The following is an 18,783-nucleotide window of genomic DNA, read 5'->3' as shown; positions in this document are numbered from 1 at the left end:
CCGTGCGTGCCGGGCGGTGCGGCCTGGGCGGTGCCGGGCGGGGCGGCCTAAACCGCGATGAGCGCGGAGGCGCCGAGGGCGACGGCGGCGACGCCGCGGCGTCTTCTGGATACGCTGCTGTGCATGGATTCCTCGCGTTTCCGGTCTTTGTGCAGGACGTGGGATTGAGGGGTTCACCGTGCGGGAGGGCGGGCCAACGCCCTCCCGCACGCTTGCTCAGCGGACCGCGGCCTCGGCGTAGGGCACGAGGCGCACGGGTCCGAGCAGCCCGTACCTCTGGCGGGACGCGGAGCCGTACACGTCCGGGTCGGAGACGCGGAGCCGGTTGTTCAGCGTGGTGGCGACCTCGACCTCGATCGTGTTGGCGCCGCGCCGCAGGTAGGGGCCGGCGTCCACGCTCGGGACGATCACGCTGACCGGGGGCAGGCGGCGGCCGTTGATCGTGACGCGGCAGGTGTCGAAGACCTCGCCGAGGTCGAGCAGGGCACCGCCGCCCGGCCAGGTGACGGTCGTGGTGTAGGTGCCGATGCCGGAGACGTCCGCGAGCTCGGGGATGTCCGGCCACGCCGTGAGCTCGTCCAGCGCGATGTCGTGGCGCTTCACTCCGTCCGGCGTCATGTCCTCCACCCGGAGCCGCCAGGACGTGAGGGTCCGCGCCTCGGGCACCGCCGCGATCCCGGTCGTGACGGTGCGGCCTCCGGCGAGGGTGGTGCTGTAGGTGCCGGCCTTGGTCGCGCGGGCGATGAGGCGGTGCCCCTCGACGCGGAGCCGGACGTCCGACGCGGTGGCCGCGGGCGCGCGCCCGCCGCGGGCGAACATGACCACGGTGGCCTCGGACGGCTGGAGCGCCACCCGGAGCGTGACCCGGTCGCCGTCCTCGCGGTAGACGGCGACGCGCTCGGTCTCGCCCGTCCACAGGTCCAGCCGGTACGGGACGGCATCGCGGTCGGTGCGGGTGAACGTCACGTCGTGGTCGATCGCGGCCGCGGGCGGCTTGACCGTCTCGGCGTGCTTGCCGTTGCAGAGGTAGTAGTAGTCCGTGCGCCCGTCCTGCCGGTGGGCGTTGAGCAGGGTCGAGCTCTGCGCGTAGCCGGCCGCGGGCCGCAGGCCGAGGTCGTGCAGGGCGCCCGGCACGTCCGCCTCCGCGGCGACGTTGCGGACGCAGGGCTCCGCGAACAGGTCCTTGAGGACCTCCTGCAACTGCTCTCTCTCGCCGTCCCGCGCGAGGCCCGGGACGGTCGCGGCCGACCAGTCGCCGAGGAAGACCAGCGGGAGGCCGGCCCTCGTCAGCTTCAGCATGGTCCGGGCGGTGGGGAGCGGCAGCGTGCACTCCTTGCCGGAGAACCGGTCGCCTTCGACGAACAGGACCTTGTAGGCGGGGCCGTCGGGCGCGAGCCGCCCGCCGGACACCCGCGCGGAGGGCAGTTCGAGGAGGGGCGCGCTGACGAACTGGTGCGTCCAGCCCAGCGGCACGCCGCTCGCCGTGAACCATCCGGCGCCGATGCCGGTCTTGCTGTAGCCCTTCTGCCGGAAGACGGCGACGTCGATGCGGCTCTTCCCGGCCTGCGTGGTCTGGTGCACGCGCGACAGGTACCCGGCCACGTCCGGCACGTGCCGCCAGGTCGGCTGGCGCGGTCCCCACGACTCGGAGAACCCGATGCCGCCGTTGTAGGGGGTGAACGCCGCGAAACCCGGCCACGCCGCACCCGGTGCGGTCGCGTACGAGAAGCCGTGCAGGACGGTCTGGTTGAGTCCGGCCGCGTAGGCGCCGCCCATGGTGCGCAGGAGCTTGCCCCAGGTGGTGTTGTAGGCGCCGCCCTGGTAGGCCCCTGCCTCGCAGGAGAGGATCTTCCGCCCGCCCATGTCGCGGCCCCCGGCGAGGGCACGGTAGTCGTCCAGGTTCTTGAACCCGAGCGACTCTCCTTCCGGGACGTCCAGGATGGCGGAGGAGTAGATCGAGTCCGTCTCCAGCCCGTACGGCTGCGCGCGGTACTCCAGGCCGATCGAGTGCGCCCACTTGGCGATCGCCGCGAAGTGGTACTCGTTGAACAGGTCGGAGAGCGTCAGCCAGAAGTCGTGCCGGACGTGGGACGTGGTCGCCGCGTCGTAGGCGAACACGGTGTCCTCGTCGTGGCGGACGACCACCGGCAGGTACGGCGTCAGGTCGTAGCCGCGGCGCCGCCTGAACTCGGCGGGCAGGTCCGGCGTCCAGTTCAGCGCGTCCGTCTCCAGCTCGATGGAGTCCTCGAACAGGGTCGCGCCCGCCCGCTTGATCAGCCTGCGGATGCCGCGGGTGAGCAGGCGCGCCTCCCAGAACGCGGTGACGGCGCGGGTGCCCGTCCTGCTGAAATGGTCGACGACGTGGCCGTCCGGGGCGCTGTGCGGGCCGGACTCGGGCCGCTGCCCGCTGCCGCGCCGCCAGTGGGCGAACAGCAGCCAGTCGCCGCCGTCCGGGGCCGTCCAGGTGATCCGCTCCCCCGCGACCCTGCCGGTCAGGTCGGTGAACGACGCGGGGTCGAGGCCGGTCTCCTTGCGGGTGGCGTTCGCGGCGTCGATCCGCACGGCGTGGACGGCGACGAGATGCCGCTTGGTCACACCGTCCCCGGGGGCGGCGACCGGGTCCGGAAGGGGGCCGTCGTGGGTGGAGCCGCCCGCGACGGTGACCGTCCCGAAGGCGAGCTCCTGCACGGCGGCCTCGTCGTCGGCCGTGATCGTCGGGACGGCGGCGGGCCAGGCCGGGCCGATCGTCAGGTCGACGGTGACGCCGCGCCGGGCGGCCTGGTCGAGCGCCGCCTCGGCCCCGGCGTTCCAGGCCGGGGTGCCCCAGCCGTGCCCCGCGGGGTCGAGGACGGACTTGTCGCGGATGCTGTGGTGGACCGCGACGATCTCCGCGCCGCCGAACCCGGCGGCGGCGATCTGGTCGACCTCGCGCCGGATCTCCGCGGGGTCGACCAGGCCGTCCGGCCACCACCAGCGGAACCGGGGCCGCACCGCCGCGCCGGGGCGGGCGAATGCGCCCCCGCCCGGCCGCGGTGCCGGCCGGGCCGCCGCCCGGCCCCCGAGGGCGGGGGCGGCCGCCGCCACGGCCGCGGCGGCGGTGCCCGCCTGCAGCACGCGCCTGCGCGTGACCCCCCGCCCCATCAGATCGTCGTTCACTGTCTCCTCCTGATCACCGATGTGCGGCCGGAGCCGACCGGGCCGAGGGTGAGGAGCCGGCCGGTGGCGTCGCGGCCCGTGGAGCGGGGGGCGCGGGAATGGGGTCCGGTGACGTGGAAGGCGCGCGGATCGTCGTCGCCCAGCTCGACCACGATGCGGGCCGAGGTGTTGGGCGGCACGTCCACGTCCAGGCGGTGGCGGCCGTCCCTGTCGAGCGCGACCGAGACCGGGCCGCGGATCGTCGGGACGCGCCCGGAGATCCGGGTCAGGCCGCCCGGACGCGGCCGGACCTCGATCTCGGCGGCGCCCGGCGCGGTGATCCGCACGCCGAGGACGTGCCGCGGGACGACGTTCGCGGGCGCCGAGCCCCAGGCGTGCGAGAACGTCATGTTCGGCTTGAGGGAGGGGTCCCAGGCCTCGGCGGCGATGGTCGCGCCGAGATGGTCCATCATGTGCAGCCAGGAGCTCATGCCGGTGGCCGTCATCAGGCCGATCGCGGCCTTTGCCTGGCCGGTGGCGGACAGTGCGTCCAGGAGGAACTGCGCGCCGTAGACGCTGACCTTCATGCCGCCGTCCGCGAGGGTCCTGCCCAGGGCGCGGACGACGGGTCGGGAACCGTTCCGGGCGAGGCCACGCCGAGCGCGACGGGGTACGCGGTGGCGTGCTGCGCGCTGTGCGTGGTGCCCACGCCGTCCAGGAACCGGCCGTTGGACGCGTCGAGCAGGTTCTCCCGCATCGCGGCCGCCAGCCGGCCGGCGCGTCCCCGCCAGCTCCTCGCGTCGGCGGTCTTGCCCAGGACGTCCGCGATGTCGGCCATGGCGGTGAACGCGGCGTACTGGCAGGCGTTCACCACCGTGTTGACCTCGGTGAAGACGTAGCCGTCCCGGTTGGACACCGGCCAGTCGACCAGGTCGGCGAAGTCCGTGCTGGACGAGCCGGCGAACTGGACCTGGTAGTGCGTCTGCTTCGTGCCGGGTCCGAGATCGGCGACCTGCCAGCTCAACCTGGGTCCGGCCGCCGTGACGCCGAGCCCGGCGGGCAGCAGGGACGTGAGCAGCCCGGACGGGGTCCGGTCCCGTGCCGGCGCCCCCGCCGGGGACGTCGCCGAGGCCGGGCCCGCGTCTCCGAGGACGACCGCCCCCGTGACGCCGGCCGCCGACGCTTCCAGGAAGCGCCGCCGGCTCATCCCTCCGCTCACGAGCCGTTCCCCTCGAACGCCCAGTCGCCGGAGCCGACCTCGAAGACGGCGCGGCCGTTCTCGACGCCGGCCCATCGGGCGTCCCGCGGCGCCTTCGGCCTGGCCGTCCCGCCGAGGAGCGGGAACTCGACCCGCGCCGTGGTACCGGGCGGGACGGTGACGTCCAGCCGCACCTTCTTCCCGGTGCGGCGCCAGGAAGAGGCGGCCTCCCCGCGCGGCGTCCGGTAGGTGGCGGCGGCGCGGGTGATGTCGCCGACGACGGCGGGACGGACGAGGAGCGTCTCGAAGGCGATCGAGTCGTCGGTCTGGCCGAGGCCGGCGAGCCCGGCGTGGAACCACTCGTCGATCGCGCCGAGCATGAAGTGGTTCTGGGAGTTGCCGGACGTGGGCCCGTCCCAGTTCTCGGTCAGCGACGTCGCGCCGTGGACGACCTGGTAGCCGTAGCTGGGGTTGCCGGTCTGCGTGGCGAACGCGTGGATCACGTCGTCGCGCCCGGCCGCGGACAGGACGTGGAACACCGACGGCAGGGCGATCTCGCCGACGGTCAGGTGGTAGCCCTTCTCCTCGATGGCGTGCACGAGGTGGGCGAGGACGGCGTCCCTCTTCCCGTCCGGAACGACGCCCATGTCGAGGGCGAAGGCGTCGCACGCCTGGCTGCCCGAGCCGTAGGTGTCGCCGGTGGCGTACTTGGCGTTGAACGCCGCCCCGACGTCCTTGGCCAACGCCTCGTACTTGGCCGCGTCCGCGTCCTCCCCGATGACCTTGGCGATCCGGGCGAGGGCGGACACCGCACGGTGGTAGCCGAACGTGGCGGTGACGCCCTTCGGGGTGCTGGTGTCGAAGGCGATCCAGTCGCCGAGGCCGTAGTCGAGGAGATGCCCGTCCGCCTTGGCGGACAGGTAGTCCACGTAGCGGACCATGTTCGGGTAGTAAGTGCGCAGCGTCGCCACGTCCCCGTACGCGCGGTACATCTGCCAAGGTGCGAACACGATGACGTTGCCCCAGTTGGGATCGTCCCTGAAGCCGTCGGAGAACACGGTGAACTCGGGGGCGATGTCTGGGACGAGCCCGTCCGAGGTCTGGGCCTCGGCGATGTCTCGGACGATCGCGCCGTAGTAGGCGTTGACGTCGTAGTTGCGGGCGACGGCGGGGAACACCAGGTTGGCCTGCTCCAGCCAGCCGAGCTTCTCCCGGTGCGGGCAGTCGGTCAGGACGGAGTACATGTTGCTCTGCACGGCACGGTCGATGATCTTGTGGATGTCGTTGAGGAGGCCGTGCGAGCTGGTGAACGAGCCCGCCTTCTCGTTGGCGGCGCGCAGCACGATCCCGGTGACCGTGCCGTCGTCCGGCGCCGACGGCAGCCCTTCGAGCTGCACGTAGCGGAACCCGTGGTAGACGAACCGCGGATGCCAGGTCTCGACGCCCTTGCCGGACAGCGTGTAGGTGTCCCAGATCGGTGAGCCGGTGGTGTGCTGGCTGACCGTCCCGTCGTCGTTGAGCAGCTCGCCAGGGCGCATCGTCACCTTCGTCCCGGCGGGCCCGCTGACGCGCAGCCGCGGCCAGCCGGCGAAGTTCGTGCCGAGGTCGACGACGTACACGCCGTCCTTCGGCCGGGTGATCTTCTTCGTGCGCAGGGTCCCGACGGGGACGATCGGCGGTGCGGTGCGGGCGGCGAGCCGCGCGGTGGGCGAGGCGACCGTGACCGCGTCCGTCCAGTCCCGCGGCGTGCGGCGGGCGTCGTGGTCCTCGCCGCCGTACCAGTTGGTGAACGTGGTGGCGCCGAGGGCCGTGCGCCAGGAGGCGCCGGACGCGATGACGTCGCGCGACCCGTCGGTGTAGGTGATCTCCAGCTGGCCGAGGAACGCGGGCTTGCCGTCCGACCGGGTCAGCTTCTCGTAGCGGCCGGGCGTCGGAGGCACGTGCGCCATGCCGGTGCCGAGCTCCACCCGCACGGTGTTGCCGCCGTGGCGCAGCAGCCCGGTCACGTCGTAGGTCGAGTAGACCAGCCGTTCCTTGTACGCGCTGTAGGGCGGTTCCAGGACGGCGTCACTGACCGGGCGACCGTTCACGGTGACGTCCAGGACGCCGAGCGCGGTCGCGTAGAGGCGCGCCGTGCGGACGCGCTTGCCCACCGTGAACTCGCGGGAGAAGACCGGGAGCGCTTCGGGCTGCCGGCGCAGCGGCGGAGGCGCCTCCTGGCCCGTGACCGTGGCGGCCGTGTCGAAGGCCTGCCCGTCGGTCGACGTCTGGACGGTGAAGTCCTCCGGGAAGTTGGCCGTCTTCTCGTCGTCGGTCGTCGCGTCCGTCCGCGGGTACAGCAGGATCCGGTCGAACCGCTGTTCCTTCCCCAGGTCGATCTGGATCCAGATGGGCTCCGTGAGGGCCTGGTCCTTGCGCTCCAGGCTCGTGTAGCCGAACGGGGCGGTGTCGCTGGTGAGCGACCCGTCCGTGACGGCCTTCGGCTCCCACTGGCGGGGGACGGTGTAGCTCTCCGACGCGGTCACGGGCGCCTTCGCCGCCAGGTTCGCGCCGGACGTCCCGTCCTGCACCTGGACCTCGGCGAGCTGGAGCCGCGACACCTTGTACGGCCAGCCCTCCTTGAGCGGCAGCCCGAGCCGGGTCACGTTCAGCCGGACGTAACGGGCGGAACGGGCGGCGAACGCGACCGTGACCGGTACCGGCTCCGGATCGGTCGACCACGCGGGGTTCCCGATCCACCGGGCCGTCCAGTCGGCGGCTCCGAGCAGGCCCGTCTCGAAGTGGGACGGCTCGCTCCACGCGGACGCGCGGCCCTGCCCGTCCCACACCCGGACCTGCCAGGACGCGCGCTCCCGGGACTTCAGCGCGCGTCCGGCGTACACGGCCGACACGGCGCCGCCCGCGACCTTGCCGGAGTCCCACAGGTCGGGGTCGCTCAGCCGAGCATCCGCGGTGGCGACCCGCACCTGGTAGGCCGACTGGACGGCGTTGCGCGGGCCGGTGGCGAACCGCCAGCTCAGCGTCGGCTTCGTGGCGTCGATCCCGAGCGGGGACCGCAGGTGGTCGACCTGGAGGTCGGCGGGACGCAGCGTCCGGGCCCCGCCCGCCGCGGGGGCGGCCGAGGCGGGCGAGGCGACGGCGCCGCTCGCCGTGACAGCCGCCGCGGCGACCCCGCCCGCCTGGACGAACCTTCTTCTCGACAGTTCGGACATCGATGGCTCCTCAGAGGTGGTCAGAGCGGAAGGTGAGGTGGCCGGAGCCGGCTTCGAAGACGGCGTAGCCGTCCTTCATCCCGACGAAGCGGGCGCCGCCCGGCTCCTGACCGCGGGGTCCGGACACGCGCACGTCGCGGGCGGACCGGGCCGGGACGTGGATCTCGGCGCGGACGTTGACCGGGACGTCCACGGACAGGGCGAAGCCGCGCCCGGCCCGCCGCCAGGTGACGCCGACGTCGCCGCGCTGCAGCGGGACGGTGCCGGACGCGCGGTCCAGCCCGGTCAGCGGCGGCCTGATCCGGACGGCGGCCGAGGCCGGGGCGGTCACGGTGACGCCGAGGAGGGTGCGCTGCACCTCCACGAGCGACGTCGCGCCCCACGGGTGGGAGAAGCTCTGCCCGGTCTCGGGCGCGTCCCACGACTCCCACGTGAACGTGCCGCCCCGCGCGAGGATGTTGCCCCAGCCGGGCCCCTTGGTGTCGGTGAGGCGGGTGACGACGTCCCGCGGCCGGTCGGCGAGCGCCTCCAGCAGGCGGTGCGCGGTCATCGGCCCCATCTGCAGGCCGAGCCCGGCGATGTACGACTCGATCGTGTCGCGGGCGCCGGCGGGTGCGACGCCGTAGGCGAGCGCGTAGGCGTTGGCGATCTGGGAGGCGTGCGTGCTCTGGGCGCCGTCGCTTTTCAGGCCGTCGATGTAGACGCCGTCGGGGCGCCGGAGCCGGGCGTTGATGCTGCCGGTGAGGATGCCGGCGTCCCTGCGCAGCGCGGCCGCCTCGCCGGTCTTGCCGAGCGCGTCGGCCGCGCGGGCGGTGGCGTTCAAGACGTCGACGCCGAGGACGTTGATGACGGTCCGGGCGGCGGTGTCCATGTCGTGCCCGTAGCGCATGGTGGCGGGCCAGTCGATGATGCCGTACCGGTACTGCCCCGAGCCGCCCTCCAGGTTGGTGACCAGGCCCGTCCCCGCGTCGATGTAGCGGCGGACGTAGCCGGCGACCGCGGTCATCACCGGGTACGCCTCCGCCAGCGTGGACGCGTCGCCGGACTGCTCGTAGTAGTCCCACACCCAGCCGGGGAACATCTCGGTGTAGTCGGGGATGTCGCGCTTGCCGTCGCCGTTCGGGTAGACGGCGTTGAGGCGGCCGTCCGGCCAGTACCGCGCCTGCGACGCCATGAACTCGCGGATCGCCTGCCGGCTAAGCCGCCGCTCCCCGTAGGCGCCCATCATCGCCTTCGAGGTGCCGACCGAGTCGCCGAGGAACTGGCCCTTCTCCCGGGTGGGCGTGTCGACGAACTGGGTCTGCGACCCGTACAGCGCCGACCGCGCCATGAGGTCGTAGACCGCGTTCACGCCCGCGTTCGACGTGCGCAGATCGCCCTCGCGCGTCACCTCGTCGTGCTGGACGACCGCGGAGATGTCGCCCGCCTCCGCGCCGGAGCCGGGCGCGATCTCCAGGTAGCGGAACCCGACGTAGGTCAGCGGCCGGAACGTCTGGTCGCCGTCGCGCTGGGTGTAGCCGTAGCCGAGGTCGGTGTCCTGGTTGTCGTCCTTGGACCGCGAGACCGTCCCGTCGGCGTTGAGGACGTAGGAGGCGTGCATGTCGACATGGCGTCCGGCGACGCCGTCGCGGAACCGCACCACGGGCACGGCCGGGATCACCTTCCCGAAGTCGGCGACCAGCGCCCCCGACTCCAGCCGCGTGACCTTCGCCGGCCTGACCGTCCGGTAGGTGAGCGCGGTCTCCTGGCCGCTCAGGTGCTTGAAGACGGTCGTCGGGTGGGCGCCGACGACCTGCGCGTCCTCCCAGGAGGAGGCGTCGTAGCCGGGCTTGTCCCAGCCGAGCCGGGCGGCGGTGCCGTCGATGTCCTCGACGTAGTCGCCGGCGTCGCCGTTGCGCTTCGGCGCCTGCTTCCAGGGTCCGCGCGCCACCTTCCACGACCCGTCGGTGACGACGACCTGCCGCGTCCCGTCGGCGTGGTCGATGACCAGCCGGACGAGCAGGCCCGGTTCGCCCTTCGGGCGTCCCTGCCCCGACCCGTACCAGTGGTAGAGCGCACCGATCGTCGCGGGCTGCCCGGCCTTCAGCTTGGACGTGACGTCGACCGTCCTGTAGTAGCCGTCGTCGGGATGCTCGAAGGCGGGGCCGTGGTCGACGGTCTCGCCGTTCAGGTGGAGCGCGTACTGCTGGCCGGCGGCGATGTGCACGCGGGCCCGCACCACCTTGGACCGTCCGACCGTGAAGTCCTTGCGGGCGAGGGTGTAGTCGTCGGCCTCCGCGGTGGTGCGCCGGATCCAGGTGGCCTGCCAGTCCTTGTCGGCGATCCCGGTGTCGAAGGTGGAGGGCCGCGCCCACGGAGAGCGCTTTCCCGTCCTGTCCCAGGTACGGACGGTCCAGGTGTAGGACGTCTCCGGCGCCAGCGCCGGCCCCGCGTACCTCACGTACTCCTGGCTGCCCGACCGGACGCGCCGGCTGTCCCAGACCGTCTTGCCGGACGGGTCCCGCACGACGATCTCGTAGGCGCTCTGCACCTCGCCGGGATCCCGGTCGCGGGGTGCCCACCCGAACAGCGGGGCGCCCGCGACGTTCAGGGGCCGGGCCTGGTCCCCCACGGTCAGCGCGGCCGGGGACAGGGGCGCGTGCCCGGCCTGCAGCGCGGCCTGGGCGGTGCCCGGCAGCCCGGTGACGGCCGCCGCCGTCACGGCGGCGACGGCGACCAGGACGGGACGGAAACCGGCGGAGCGGGTCATGTCACGGCGTTTCACGAGGATCGACCTCCAGTTCGTTGACGGGGCTTGCGGTGCCTGCCGGATCCGGCCTACGGCCGTACGCTGAACCCGCTCATCTGCACGTTCGCGCGGATGCCGTCCCAGCTCCTGGTGATGTCGAGGCGCACGTAGCGGGCGCTGACCTTGGGGAACGTCGTCGTCCCGCCCTCCTTCAGGGTGTCGGTCGCGGTGGCGACGGTGCGCCAGGTCCGCCCGTCCGAGGAGACCTGGATCCCGTAGTCGCGCGGCCCGTAGTTGGAGCGCCCGCCCACGGCGACCGACCCGATCTCGACGGGCGCGCCGAAGTCGACCCCGTAGCGAACCGGGGCGGCGGGCGTCGGTCCCTGGCCCGCGGCGCGTCCCCAGGACACCCAGAACGTGCTGGGCGACCCGTCCACGGCGAGCTTGGCCGGGTACCGGTCCTGCCCGGCGTCGGCGACCACCCGCGGGAACGGCGCGCCGCCCGGGTTGAGGGCGAGGTCGCCGGAGTGCCGCAGGGTCACCGCAGTGGCGGCGGACGGCCCGGTGTCACTGCGCGCGGTCACCTTGAGGGTGCTCGTGCCGGACGCGACGCCCTTGTCACGGAGCCCGACGGGGACCGTCACCGACCCGCCGGCCGGCACCGTGACGCGGTCCCGCTCCGGCTCGGCACTGATCCCCGCGGCGGCCGACGCGGTGAGCGTCACGTTCGCCGCGCGTGCGGAGGCGTTGGTGACCAGCACGGTCGCGCGGTTGTAGCCGCCGTCCGCCAGCGGCAGCTCCGGTTCGAGAGCCTCGGCGGTCAGCACCGGACGGTCGCCGCCGGCGGGTGTCAGGGTGACGGGCCCGAACAGCCCGTAGTTCATCGGCGTCCGCGACGCGGCGCCGGTGCCGGGTGCGGCGCGGACCGCGTTGAGCAGCGTGGAGGCGACCCGCACGGTGATCGTGTTGGCGCCCGGCCGCAGGTGGCGGCCCACCGGGACGTGCCGCAGATCGGCCTGGTTCAACGGCGGGAGGTCGTGCCCGTTGACGTTCACCCGGACGGTGTCCACCGGTGTCCCGAGGTCGAGTTCGGCCTCGCCGATGCCTTTCCAGCCGCTGTCGAGCGTGACGCGCGCGGTGTAGGTGCCGACGCCCGAGACGTCCTTGAGGTCCACGGGGTGGCCGTTGCCCGTGGTGATCGACGACCAGGAAGGCAGCGCGCCGTCCGCACCGGCCTTCACCGTGACCGGCCCGAGCGCCTTGTGGGCGGTGTCACCGGGCCTGCCGGAAGGGCCGGGGCCCCAGGCGTCCACCGACAGCGACCACTCGTCGAGCCGCACCGGCTTCGGGACGGCGGCCGTCCCCTGCCCGCCCGGCCGAGGGTCGCGCGGGTGGCCGGTGAAGGTGGCGTCGCGGCGCGGCGTGACCGCGATGACCGTGGCGTCGTTCCCGGCCAGCCGGACGGGGACGGTGACGGTCCCGTGGCCGGACGTGTAGTCCGTGATCGGGGTGATCTCGCCGGTCCAGGTGTCCAGCCGGTAGGGGACGCCTTGGCCGGTCAGGGTGACCTTCTGCGCGGTCGTCGTGTTCGTCTGGTTGTACAGGAAGTAGTAGTTCGTGGGACCCGCCTGGCGGCGCACGTCGAGGAGCGCGCCGGATCCGTCGTGCGGCGTCGCGGCCGGCGTGACGGCCAGGCGCCGCAGCGCCTCCGGCGCGTCCGCCTCGCTCGCCACCCGCACCACCCCGCGCTGCCGGAGGAGTTCGGCGACGACCGACTTCAGCCGCGCGTCCTGGCGCGCGGCGTCGCCGTTGCCGGGCACCGTGCTCGGCACGTCCCCGACGATGACGACGGGCAGTCCCTGCCGCGCCAGCCGGAGCAGCTTCTCCGCGGCGTCCACCGGCATCGTCTTCTGGTCGTTCAGCAGCACCGCACGGTAAGCGGAGCGGTCTCCGAACAGAGTGCCGTGGGAGTAGGCGGCGTCCTTGCGCTGGAGCAGCGCCGGGCTGAGGTACTCGTAGGTGTATCCGGCCGACGCCAGCGCCGAGGAGCTCTGGATCAGCTTGTTCGACCCGCTCCCGGTGGTGCCGGTGCCGTTCATACCGAAGTCCTGCCAGTACACGGCCAGGTCGAAGCGGGGCTTGCCCTGCCGGAGCACGAGCTGCATCCGGGCCAGGTGGTCGTTGACGGCGCGGTAGTCGCCCCAGTTCGGGCCTCCCTTGTCGCCCCACGCCTCCGAGTAGGAGGTGTTGCCGCCGTAGGTCATCCCGGGCCAGGCCGACTGCGGCCCGGCGCCCGCGGGCCCCCTGCTCAGGTACGGGAAGCCGTGCCAGACGATCTGGTTCACGCCGCCGGCGAAGCCCCGGTAGACGGCCTGCAGGTTCGAGGCGTCCGATCCGGCGCCGGCCGTCGAGCCCCACACCGAGCCGGAGAATGCGCAGCACTCGTCGGACACCACCGGCCGCCCGGACACGTGCGCGCCCGTGGCGACGACGCGGTAGTCCTGCACGTTGCTGTAGGCCCCGACCGACTGGCCGAACGCCAGCGACTCGCCCTCGGGCACGTCGACGTGCGCGGCGGCCTCGGAGACGTCCACCGGGATGCCGTAGGGCTGGATGCGGGTGCTGATGTGGTGCTTGTGCGCCCAGGTGCGCAGCACGTCGAGCCGGTTGCGGATGTAGAGGTCGCTGAGGGTCTGCCGGTAGTCGGTGCGGACCCGGGCGCCGGCACCGCCGCCGAAGTCGAAGAACGGCCGGTCGGTGATGCCCTGGTCGCCCGCGCCGGCGAGGGCCGGGAGCACCTTCACCGGGTCGTAGCCGCGCAGCCTCGTCCACTGGTCGACCAGCTCGGACGTCCACTTCTGGGTGGAGCCCAGTTCGAGCGAGTCCTCGAACAGGTCGCTCTCGCCCATCTGGGCGAGCAGCTTCCGCACGTCGCGGGTGAGGATGTGCTCGTCGTAGAAGTCCGTGGTCGCCCTCGCCCCGGCCTTGCTGAACGGGTCGAGGGCGTAGTTGGTTCCGGTCGCGGTGTAGCCGGACAGCGACTGGCCGCTGGGCGTCTGGTAGAAGGCGATCAGCGCGTACGTGCTCGTGCCGTCGCCGGGGAAGTCGACGGTGAGCGCGCCCTGCGCGTCCACCTTCGAGGTGACGTCGGTGACGCTCGCGCGGTCCAGCATCCGGGGCGCGCTGGAGGACGCGCAGTCCGCGTCATCGCATCTGGCGACGAGCGCGGCGATGAGCGTCCGTTTCGCCCCGGCGGGCGGTGCGACGTTGAAGTTCGTCGGCAGCTCGCCGGACCTGCGGGTGCCGCCCTTGTGGAACTCGTGCGAGAAGACGATCTGCTGCTGGGCGCTCGGATCGTTGACGTCGTCGACGGTGGGGACGGTCGCGGGCCAGCGGGGACCGATGGTGAAGTCCAGGCCGAGTCCCCGCGACTTGGCCTGCGCCAGCATCGTCCGGGTCTTCTGCGCCCACAGCGGGGTGCCCCAGCCGTAGGTCTTCAGGAACTCCGGCGTGTTGCTGCCGGCGCCCTCCACGTTGAACGGCGCGACCTCGGCTCCGCCGCCGCCCGCCTTCTTGATCTGGTCGAGTTCGAGGCCGAGTTCGCCGTCGTCGGTGTAGGCGAGCGGCTGCCACCAGCGGTACTTGGGCCGCACCGACGCCGGAGGGTCGGCGAAGGTTCCGCGGGTCAGTTCCGGGGCGGCCGGGCCGAACGACGGGGCGTCCGCGGCCGCGTCGACGGCCGCGAGCCCCGACAGCGCCGTCAGCGCGGCCACCGGCACGGCGAGCAGCCGGGTCTTGGAACGGATCATGAGGGGTGGCCCTCCAACTCGATGACGCGGCTGTCGTTGTGGTCGTTACGGGTCATCGGGTTCTCGCCGTGAAGCGGTAGGAGCCGGAGCCGACCTCGAAGACGGCGGCGCCGTCCTGCATGCGCAGGAACTTCGCACCCTGGTACGTGACGTCCTCCGCCTTCGCGGCCGGCACCCACACCTCGGCGGTGGTGTTGACGGGCACCGAGACGTCGAGGGTGAACCGGTCGCCGCGCAGGCTCCACCGGCTGGAGACCGGCCCGTAGACCGAGTCGTACGCGGCGGCGGCGCGGTGGACGTCGCCGCCGGGGCGGGGCCGGATCACGGTGCGGCGGTAGCCGGGCTCGGCCGCGGCGATCCCGGCGATGTTCTCGTACATCCATTCGCCGACCGCGCCGTAGGCGTAGTGGTTGAAGGAGTTCATCGCGGCGTCCTGGAAGGAGCCGTCCGGCTTGATGGAGTCCCAGCGCTCCCACATCGTGGTGGCGCCCTTGCCGATCTGGTAGCCCCAGGACGGGAAGGTCCGCTGCTGGAGCAGCCGGTAGGCGGCGTCGCCGTGCCCGGTCGCGGTGAGGACGGGCAGGAGCCGCGGGGTGCCGAGGAAGCCGGTGGACAGATGCCAGTCGCGCGCCTCGATCAGCTCGACGAGGCGGTCGGCGGCGGCCTTCCTGGCGTCCGCGGGCAGCAGGTCCATCGACAGCGCCAGGACGTAGGCGGTCTGGGTGTCGCCCTTCAACCGCCCGTCCTTCAGGTAGGCGGCGGTGAACGCCTCCTTGACCCGCTTGGCCAGGTCCTCGTACCTCGCGGCGTCGCCGGGGCGGCCGAGGACGCCGGCGACCTGGGCGACCAGACCGGCGGCGTAGGCGAAGTAGGCGGTGCCGATGACGTCCTTGGGCGTCTCGGCGTCGACGTTGAGCCAGTCCCCGTAACCGGACGCGGGCCGCAGCAGCCCGTCGCTGTGGCTCTCCAGGTAGGAGATCCACTTCTGCATCGCCGGGTAGTTCTGTTCGAGGACCTGCCGGTCCCCGTACGCCCGGTACAGGTTCCACGGGACGGTGACGCCGGCGTCACCCCAGCCTGCGGAGCCGCCGCCGAGGCCGCCGACGGTGGGGGCGATGTCGGTGAAGGCGCCGTCCGCGGTCTGCGAGTCGCGCATGTCGCGCATCCACTTGGCGAGGAACCGCGCCGACTCCATGTTGTAGGTGGCGGTGCGGGAGAAGACGTTGATGTCTCCGGACCAGCCGAGCCGTTCGTCCCGCGCCGGGGTGTCGGTCGGGATCGACAGGAAGTTGCCGCGCTGCCCCCACGTGATGTTGCGGTGCAGCTGGTCGAGCATCGGCACGTCGGTGTCGAAGGACATCGTCAGCGGCTCGGCGGTGTGCTCCACCCGGCCGGTCACGGCGTCCTTGCCGGGCGTGCCGGGGTAGCCGGTGACCTCGACGTAGCGGAAGCCGTGGAAGGTGTAGCGGGGCTCGTAGGTCTCGGTGGCGCCGCCCTTGAGGGTGTAGGTGTCGGTCGCCTCGGCGGTGCGCAGGTTCGCGGTGTAGAGGGTGCCGTCCTTGTTCAGGACCTCGCCGTGCCGCAGGGTCACCTTCGTCCCGGCCCGGCCGGCGACGCGCAGCCGGACGGTCCCGACCACGTTCTGGCCGAGGTCGAAGATGTACACGCCCTTCTCCGGGCTGGTCACGGCGACCGGCTCGATCTCACGCTCGATCCGCGTGGGCGCGGCGGACTGCGCCACGGGCTTCGCCGTCGCCTCGCCGTTGACGAGGACGGGCTTCCAGCCCCGCGCGTCGAAGCCGGGACGGCTCCAGCCGGGGGTCTCCTCGCGGGCGTCGTACCGCTCCCCCATGAGCAGGTCGGAGGTGAGGACGGGGCCGGTGGCGCTGCGCCAGCTCGGGTCGGTGACGACCCGCTGCGACGTCCCGTCGGTGTAGTCGATCTGGAGCTGCGCGCGCAGCCACGGGCGCGGCCCGTACCGGCCGGGTCCGAAGCTCGCCACGTGTCCGGCGTACCAGCCGGGCGCGAGGGTGGCGCCGATCGCGTTGCCGCCCCTGCGCAGCAGCCGCGTCACGTCGTAGGCCTGGTACTGGACGCGGGTCTTGTAGTCGGTCCAGCCGGGCGTCAGCTCGTCGTTCCCGACCCGCCTGCCGTTGATCTCGGCGGTGTAGACGCCGAGGGCGGTCGAGTACAGGCGGGCCCGCTCGACCTTCTTCCCGACGGTGAAGTCCTTGCGGAGCTGGGACGTCAGCCCGTCCGGCCCGGTGGAGACGGTCTGGAACGAGAACCGGCGGTCGCCGGGGGCGGGCTCGCCGTCCTTGTACGCCTGCCCGTGGTCGTAGCCGCCACCGGTGTGGCTCCACCAGCCGATCTGCCCGGACGGGTCGGACTGCTCGATGTAGTACGTCCCGGCGGGCGCCGGGGTGTCGAGGGTGAGGGCGGCTTCGGCGTTGTCGGCGTGGTCGACGACGCGGCGCTGGGCGAGGATCTCGCCGCCGGGGCCGTCCTTGCGCAGCGCGGTGGTCGCGTCGGCGTCGGCGGTGTTCCACGTCGGCATCGGGATCGACACCTTCGTGACCGGCTTGTCGGAGGTGAACGTCTGCCCCTGCGTGGTGCCCGCCTTGAGCTGGGATGGGTCGTTCTGCCCGGTGAAGGAGGTGGGCAGCGGCAGCGGCGCGTCGTGCCCGATCCACTGCCCGGCGAGCGTCCCGCCGTCCAGCAGGCCGGTCTCCCACCAGGTGGCCTTGCTCCACGCGGACGGGCGGCCGGTGCCGTCCCACACCCGGACCGTCCAGTAGTAGCGGGTCCGCGGCTTGAGGCCCGGCCCGGTGTAGGGCACCAGCACGGACTGCGCGGACTCCACCTTCCCGCTGTCCCACACGTCCGGTGCGGACAGGCGGGACGGCGCGGACGCCACCCGCACCTCGTACGCCGACTGCACCTGCGCGCGCTTCGCCGAGCCGAGCCGCCAGGTCAGCCGCGGGCGGGCGGCGTCGAGGCCGAGCGGCCGGTCGGCGTACTCGGTGCGCGTCTGGACGACCGTCACGGCGCCGCCCGGCGAGGCCGCGGCGGGGACCGCGCCGGCCGTGGTGACGACGAGGAGGAGGGACGTCGGGAGGACGAGGAATGGGGACGTGGGACGCAGCGCTCTGGGCGTTCGCCGCATGGGTTTCCTCCGGTTTTCGGGCGCGGCGAACAGAGCCCGCGGCCCGGTGGGGCACGGGCGCGGCTCGCCGTCACCTCAGTTGTGGATCCCCCGATCCTGTGCGGTGGGGTTCAGGGCCCCACCTCGATGAGCTCGATCTCCAGGAGGTCGGCCAGGGCCTTCAGGTCGGCGATCCGGTGGCCGGTGCCGAGCGCCCAGTGGTGGGAGATGCCGGTGGCGGACCAGGCGTCGGTCCACTCGCCGGGGTCGCAGCCGAAGTCGACGCGGGACGTGGTGTTGCCGATCTGCAGCAGCGGGCCGTTCACGGTCTCGCCCTCGGACGCGGCGAACGCGAACCGGCCGTCGCGGCGCTGGATGATCCCGAACGCGGTGACCGGGCCGTGCTTGACGTCGAACTCCACGGACACGCCGTAGCCGCGCTTGCCGTGGTAGACGCCGAGGCCCCGCAGCAGCGGGCGGCGGGCGCTGATCGCCAGGTGCGCGGGCCCGTCGTGGCCCATCTCGACGTGGCCGCGGTGGAAGTCGAGGGCCTGCAGCTCGGTGAACGAGCCGCCCGCGCCGAGCCGGTCGGCGATCAGCATGGCGAGGGACGTGCGCAGCTCGTACTCGCCGGCCGCCGGGATCCCGCGCGCGGTGAGCAGCGAGGCGCCGAGGATCATCCCGGCGCCGAGCCGCTCGTGGACCTCGCCGTCCAGGCCCCGGTGGTAGTAGGCGAGGCTGTCCAGCTCGAAGTCCTCGGCGAGCCGGTCCAGGCCGACCGCGACGCGGGCCGCCCAGGTGAGGTCGTCGTCGTTGACGGACGCGTCCAGCTCGAAGATCTTCTCCGCCTCGGCCTTCTTCGCGGCCGTCTCGGCGTCGGTGACCTTCTCCACCCGGACCCGCAGGTCGTCGAACTCCAGCACCTCGACGTGCCCGCCCAAGTTGGCGCTGACGAGCGTGAGGTCGGTGGAGACGTCCAGCATCCCCGGGTACAGGTGGCCCATCAGCCCGTGCCGGCCCCGCCGCAGCGCGGCCCGCACCCCGGCGGCCCGCACCCAGCGGCCGATCTTGGCCCAGGCCCGCTCGTCCTCCAGGTAGCCGGAGACCGAGCGGAACGGGACGCCGCAGCGCGCGAACGCGTTCGCCATCTCCGGCAGCGGGCAGGCGCCGCAGTAGGCGAGCCACTGCCCGGTGTCGAAGGTGGCGTGGTCCATCGACTCGGTCGGCTGCAGGTTGATCAGCAGGACCGGTGCGTCGGCGCGCTGGGCGACGGGGACCAGCATCGTCGCGGTCATGTAGGTGGTGAGGAAGCCGACGATGATGTCGCAGCCGGCCGCGCGGAGCCTCTCGGCCGCCGCCGCGCCCTCCTGCGCGTCGGAGATGAACCCGACGTCGACCACCTCGGCGCCGAGCCCGCGCATCCGCTCCGAGACGCGCTCGGCGGACCGCTCGAGCTGCGGCAGCAGATCCGGGAACTGCGGCCAGTAGGCGCCGAGCCCGCCGGCGACCAGTCCGACCTTCACCGCCGGTGGCGCTGTGTTGTCTGCCATTCCTCT

The 18,783-nt window shown here is 73.0% G+C and carries 8 protein-coding genes; all 8 read right to left on the bottom strand.

Translation table 11 applies throughout. From position 1 onward, the window contains the following. Positions 1 to 216: 216 nt before the first annotated feature. The gene (locus ABGB11_RS34880; protein ID WP_347639748.1) at positions 217 to 3,156 is read right to left on the bottom strand and encodes a glycosyl hydrolase; all 2,940 of its coding nucleotides are present in this window, start codon (positions 3,154 to 3,156) and stop codon (positions 217 to 219) included. Further along, positions 3,153 to 3,722 carry an alpha-L-rhamnosidase C-terminal domain-containing protein gene (locus ABGB11_RS34875; RefSeq protein WP_347639747.1) on the bottom strand — a complete coding sequence of 190 codons (570 nt, stop codon included), beginning with the start codon at positions 3,720 to 3,722 and terminating at the stop codon, positions 3,153 to 3,155. The genes ABGB11_RS34880 and ABGB11_RS34875 overlap by 4 nt, the downstream gene beginning before the upstream one ends. Next, positions 3,719 to 4,354, bottom strand: coding sequence for a hypothetical protein (locus ABGB11_RS34870; protein ID WP_347639746.1), 636 nt, complete (start codon positions 4,352 to 4,354; stop codon positions 3,719 to 3,721). Before ABGB11_RS34870 ends, ABGB11_RS34875 begins: the two co-directional genes overlap by 4 nt. Continuing rightward, positions 4,351 to 7,545 carry a family 78 glycoside hydrolase catalytic domain gene (locus tag ABGB11_RS34865; protein WP_347639745.1) on the bottom strand — a complete coding sequence of 1,065 codons (3,195 nt, stop codon included), beginning with the start codon at positions 7,543 to 7,545 and terminating at the stop codon, positions 4,351 to 4,353. The genes ABGB11_RS34870 and ABGB11_RS34865 overlap by 4 nt, the downstream gene beginning before the upstream one ends. A gap of 10 nt (positions 7,546 to 7,555) precedes the next feature. After that, positions 7,556 to 10,309, bottom strand: a complete 2,754-nt coding sequence (locus ABGB11_RS34860; RefSeq protein ID WP_347639744.1) for a family 78 glycoside hydrolase catalytic domain — start codon at positions 10,307 to 10,309, stop codon at positions 7,556 to 7,558. A 53-nt stretch (positions 10,310 to 10,362) separates the two neighbouring features. After that, positions 10,363 to 14,082, bottom strand: a complete 3,720-nt coding sequence (locus ABGB11_RS34855) for a glycosyl hydrolase (RefSeq protein ID WP_347639743.1) — start codon at positions 14,080 to 14,082, stop codon at positions 10,363 to 10,365. Positions 14,083 to 14,134: 52 nt separating this feature from the next. Then, a complete protein-coding gene (locus ABGB11_RS34850; protein ID WP_347639742.1) occupies positions 14,135 to 17,248 on the bottom strand; it encodes a glycoside hydrolase family 78 protein in 3,114 nt (1,037 codons plus the stop codon). 110 nt (positions 17,249 to 17,358) lie between these two features. Continuing rightward, on the bottom strand, positions 17,359 to 18,777 hold the full coding sequence (locus ABGB11_RS34845) for an L-fucose/L-arabinose isomerase family protein (protein ID WP_347639741.1): 1,419 nt from the start codon (positions 18,775 to 18,777) through the stop codon (positions 17,359 to 17,361). Positions 18,778 to 18,783: the final 6 nt, after the last annotated feature.

This window comes from Actinomadura sp. B10D3, assembly GCF_039871695.1.
In the GTDB taxonomy this organism is placed as follows: Bacteria; Actinomycetota; Actinomycetes; order Streptosporangiales; family Streptosporangiaceae; genus Spirillospora; species Spirillospora madurae.
Note: the sequence above shows the minus strand (reverse complement) of the source record. Positions and strands in the feature narration are given on the sequence as shown.

Coding starts and splice junctions, on each gene's coding strand:
- ABGB11_RS34865 (WP_347639745.1), bottom strand. CDS start 7,545: ATGTCCGAACTGTCGAGAAGAAGGTTCGTCCAGGCGGGCGGGGTCGCC.
- ABGB11_RS34850 (WP_347639742.1), bottom strand. CDS start 17,248: ATGCGGCGAACGCCCAGAGCGCTGCGTCCCACGTCCCCATTCCTCGTC.
- ABGB11_RS34875 (WP_347639747.1), bottom strand. CDS start 3,722: ATGAAGGTCAGCGTCTACGGCGCGCAGTTCCTCCTGGACGCACTGTCC.
- ABGB11_RS34845 (WP_347639741.1), bottom strand. CDS start 18,777: ATGGCAGACAACACAGCGCCACCGGCGGTGAAGGTCGGACTGGTCGCC.
- ABGB11_RS34855 (WP_347639743.1), bottom strand. CDS start 14,082: ATGATCCGTTCCAAGACCCGGCTGCTCGCCGTGCCGGTGGCCGCGCTG.